This window comes from Pontiella sp. (genome assembly GCF_041622395.1).
Classification (GTDB): domain Bacteria; phylum Verrucomicrobiota; class Kiritimatiellia; order Kiritimatiellales; family Pontiellaceae; genus Pontiella.
Window position 1 is genome coordinate 1 of the sequence record NZ_JBFJYW010000302.1, and the last position, 4505, is coordinate 4505.

A 4505-nucleotide genomic window follows, 5' to 3' on the forward strand; every position below is an offset into this window, starting at 1 on the left:
CGTTGCGTTCCTCAACGGATTTCGAGCGCCAGCCGTCGGGATCGGCCGCCGCCGTGGCGATCGCGCGTTCGGCGTCCTCGACCGAGGCCATGGCGAAGTCGTAGATGTGGATCTTGTCCTGCTCGCGGTTGGGATCGAATCCGCCCCGGGTCTTGAGCCCGTCGAACCGCTCTTCGCCGTCGATCACCACGGGCACCTTCAGCGCGCCGTCTTTGGCGATGTTCATCCACTTGTCGCGGATGGCTTGGGCCCAGGCGCGGTTGCCGGGCCGGCTCCAGTCGGTGTCGGGTTCGTTGGTGAACGCGCCTTCGTGGAAGGTGCCCATCGTTTCCGGGAAGCTTTCGGTGGAGCGGTCCTGCACGCGGTTGGGCTTGCTGCGCGCCTCGTCGATCGACGCCACGGAATCGAGATATTGCCGGCGGAGGAATTCCCATTTGTCGGAGTCGGGCGTGAGGTCGCAGGCGTAGCGCAGGAAGTTTTCTTCGGAGGTGTTTTCGTCCAGGCGGCGGATGAGGTACGCGATGGCGTTGATGAACTGGTCCTTTGCCGCGACCGGGGCGTAGAGCAGCACGTTGTCGGAGGTCTGCTGGATGGTGCGGCGAACGTGGTCGCCCATGCCTTCGAGCAGTTCGTAGGTGAGGTGCCGGGTCACGCCGTAATGCTTGGCGACGGTGCTGGCGAAGGCCTGCTCGAACAGGTTGTGCGACGCAATGCCGAGGGTGACGGCGGCCATGTTTTCGGGCTGCATGCCGAAGAGCACCATCCGTTTGTAGTTGGCGTCCACTTCGCGCTTGTTGTCGTACGGGGCCAGCGGCCAGTTCATCAGCGACGATTCGACCAACTCCATCTCCATGTTGGCGCCCTTCACGATGCGGATGTTCATGGGGGCGCCGCCGGCGGCGACGCGCGCCTTGGCCCATTCGGTGAGCTCCTTCATCTTGTTGTAGGAGTCGGGGATGTAGGCCTGCAGCACGATGCCGGCTTCGAGCGATTTGAATTCGTCGAGATCCAGCGCCTTTTTAAAGGCGGCAACGGTGAGGTCGAGGTCGCGGTATTCCTCCATGTCGAGATTCACGAACTTCGGTTTGGTGGTGCCGTCGGCCTTGGTGAAGGTGTTGTCGCGCGCGGCGCGGTAGACCAGGGTCAAGCGACGCACCAGCTCTTCCACGGTCTGGTCGAAGGCGATCGATTGGATCTGGGAAAAGATGGTGGAGATCTTGATGGAAATCTGTTCAATGGCCGGGTTTTCGAGATCGGCCAGATAGCCTTTGAGGCGGTGGCCGGCTTCCTCTTCGCCGAGCACGGCCTCGCCGATGTGGTTGATGTTCATCCGGACGCCTTCGGCCTTGCGCTTGGCCAGATGCTCGTGGAAGGGCTTCTCTTCGCCGGGGACCACGGTGCGCTGGCTGTCTTTGCGGATCCGCCCGACGAGCAACGGGACGGAGATGGAATGGAAGTGGCGACCGATGTGCATGAACAGGTGGAACAGCCCCTGCTCGGGCTTGGTCATGAAATTGGGAACGCCATACTCATGCAGCAGCGCGTTCACCTGGTCGGCCACCCGTTTCGTGTCCATCGTGCGGAAGCTTTGGTCGAACATCATGGTCAGCAAAACCTTGTCGGTCGGATGGGTGAGCAGGCGCGCGATGCGCTGTTGCACCTTCTTCTCGAACGGGGTCTGCAACTTGTTGGCTTCTTGTTGCCATTTCTTCGCCAGTTCGGCGGCGTCCGCCGAGATTTTTTCAATATCGATTGTTTCCATGTCCAATTCTCCGATGTTCAAACAATATCAGTCGCCGAGGCGGCGGAGGTGCGCTTGCATCGCCGCGTAGGCCTCGTCTTCGTTGCCCGATTCCACGGCATCGACAATGGCTTTTAAATCGCCGTAATGCTCGCGGAGGACGGACTCCTCGTGTTCAAGAAATTCCGCATAGTAGCGGTTGATGTTTTCGTGGATGCCGGTCTGGATGTATTCATAGACCGCGTTGCCGGTGATCCGCGAAAGGGTCATGTGCAGCTTGGCGTCGGCGGCCACATAGGCCTCCCAGCCCGCGTGCTGGTCGAGCGCATCCATGCCTTCCTGCAGGATGGCCCGCAGCTCTTCGATGTTTTCCGGGGTCGCCCGTTTCGCCGCGAGCCGGGCAATGTTGGTTTCGATGACCGTCCGGAACTCCTGGAGGTGTGCCAGCGGGATGTCCAGGCTGCGGATCATCAGCGAAAGACCGTCCGCGACGATCTCCGGCGTCACGGCTTGGACAACCGCGCCGCCGCCGACGCCGAGTTGGATTTCGATCAATCCCTTCTGTTCCAGCACGCGCAAGGCTTCGCGCAAGGTGCCGCGGCTGACGGAAAACATCTCCTTCAGCTCCCGTTCCGGCGGCAGCTTTTCGCCGGGCGCGATCTGCCCGCGCAAAATCGCATCCTGGATCTGATCCACGATGTCCTGAAAAATGCGGTTGGGTTTCACGGCGGTAAACATGGCGTTTCCCTTCACGGTTCGAATGGTTGAACCATTAGACTTATGCGACGCCGCGCCGCTTGTCAACCGGCGATTTGCGTGAGGTTCAATATTGGGTCGCTCTTGGCCCTAAAGTACAAATATGTTCCACGCGGTTGCGGGGCGGGCCGCCGCCGCAGGGCTTTCCTCCGCCGGGGTAAACGGTTGGGTTGCGGATGGTTCCCACATTGACACTTTGCCGCTTAAACATTAGGTTTCACGGCGTTTCCAAATTAACAATAGGATGATCGCATTATGAGTACATTGGATTTTTTTAAGGCTTACCATGCGCACGTCGAAGAGCGCTCCAAGGAAGGCGTTCCGCCTTTGGCACTGGACAAGGACCAAACCGCCCAAGTGATCGAGTTGCTGAAGAATCCCCCGAGCGGGAAAGAAGACGAGCTGATCGAACTGATAACCGAGCGCGTCAACCCGGGCGTTGATCCGGCGGCGCAACTCAAGGCCGAGTTCCTCTTCAAGGTGGCGCACGGCGAAGAATCGTCCCCGTTGATTTCGCCGGAACGCGCGGTCGAGCTGCTCGGCACCATGGTCGGCGGCTACAACCTCGACGGATTGATCCGCCTGGTCGACGAACAGGGCCCGCTGGCGGACACCGCCGCGACGGCGCTGAAAAAGATGGTGCTCTCCGTTAACCGCTTCGAAGACGTCCAGGCGCTGGCCGACGGCGGCAATGAAGTGGCCAAGGAAATCGTTGCCTCGTGGGCAAACGGCGAATGGTTTACTTCGCTGCCCGCCATCGCGGACGAAATCCAGACCGTCGTCTACAAGGTGGACGGCGAAATCAACACCGACGACTTTTCGCCCGCATCGTTCGCGTTCACCCGCGCCGATATTCCGCTGCACGCCAACTGCATGGGCGGCACCTTGTTCCCGGACGGCCCGCAGGAAATCGCCGGGCTCAAGGAATCGACCGGCCTGCCCGTCACCTTCGTCGGCGACGTGGTCGGTACCGGCTCCTCCCGCAAGTCGGCCATCAACTCGCTGCTTTGGCATATCGGCAACGACATCCCCTGCATCCCGAACAAACGCCGCGGCGGCATCGTGATCGGCAACACCATTGCGCCGATCTTCTTCAATACCGCCGAGGATTCGGGATCCTTCCCGATCCAGACCGATGTGACGAAGCTCGCCACGGGCACCGTCATCAAGGTCTATCCGGCCAAGGGGCGGATCACGGATGCGGACGGCAACGAGCTGGCCGCCTTCCCGGTCAAGCCCGATACGATTCTCGACGAGTACCGCGCGGGCGGGCGCGTCCCGCTGATCATCGGCAAGCAACTCACCGAAAAGGCGCGCGCCGGCCTCGGCATGGGCCCGATCGAAGAGTCCGGCATCTTCGTGGTTCCGAACAATCCGAAACCGAAGGATGGGCAGGGCTACACGCTGGCGCAGAAGATGGTCGGCAAGGCCTGCGGCGTCGCCGGCATTCTGCCGGGCACTTCCTGCCTGCCGAAGATGACCACCGTCGGTTCGCAGGATACCACCGGACCGATGACCCGCGGCGAAATCACCGAGTTGGCCTGCTTGAAATTCAACGCCGATCTGGTGATGCAGTCGTTCTGCCACACGGCGGCCTATCCCAAGCCCGCCGATGTCATCACCCACGCCACGCTGCCGGACTACATCATGAACCGCAAAGGCGTTTCGCTGCGCCCCGGCGACGGCGTGATCCACTCCTGGCTCAACCGTCTGCTGATTCCCGACTCCGTCGGTACGGGCGGCGACTCGCACACCCGATTCCCGATGGGCATCTCCTTCCCGGCGGGCTCCGGCCTGGTGGCCTTCGCCGCCGCGCTCGGCGTTATGCCGCTCGACATGCCGGAATCCGTGCTGGTTCGCTTCAAGGGCGAGCTGCAGCCGGGCGTCACCCTGCGCGACATCGTCAACGCCATTCCGTACCAAGCCATCCAGGAAGGGCTGCTGACCGTCGAAAAGAAAAACAAGAAAAACGTTTTCGCCGGCCGCATCCTCGAGATGGAAGGCCTTC

The 4505-nt window shown here is 61.4% G+C and carries 3 protein-coding genes; 1 reads left to right on the forward strand and 2 read right to left on the reverse strand.

Annotation, left to right across the window (positions count from 1 at the left end; all coding sequences use genetic code 11):
- The coding region (locus tag ABYO54_RS14385) for a proline dehydrogenase family protein (protein ID WP_372808939.1) at positions 1 to 1762 on the reverse strand (1762 nt) is incomplete at its 3' end.
- Between the two features lie 27 nt (positions 1763 to 1789).
- Positions 1790 to 2479 carry a FadR/GntR family transcriptional regulator gene (locus ABYO54_RS14390; RefSeq protein ID WP_372808940.1) on the reverse strand — a complete coding sequence of 230 codons (690 nt, stop codon included), beginning with the start codon at positions 2477 to 2479 and terminating at the stop codon, positions 1790 to 1792.
- Positions 2480 to 2752: 273 nt separating this feature from the next.
- On the opposite strand from ABYO54_RS14390, the gene ABYO54_RS14395 reads away from it, so the two are divergent.
- Positions 2753 to 4505, forward strand: a 1753-nt coding sequence (locus ABYO54_RS14395; RefSeq protein ID WP_372808941.1) for a bifunctional aconitate hydratase 2/2-methylisocitrate dehydratase, incomplete at its 3' end; no start/stop codon positions are given.

Bases quoted from the DNA above. Each gene is read 5' to 3' on its own strand.
- ABYO54_RS14390 (WP_372808940.1), bottom strand. From the start codon at position 2,479: ATGTTTACCGCCGTGAAACCCAACCGCATTTTTCAGGACATCGTGGAT.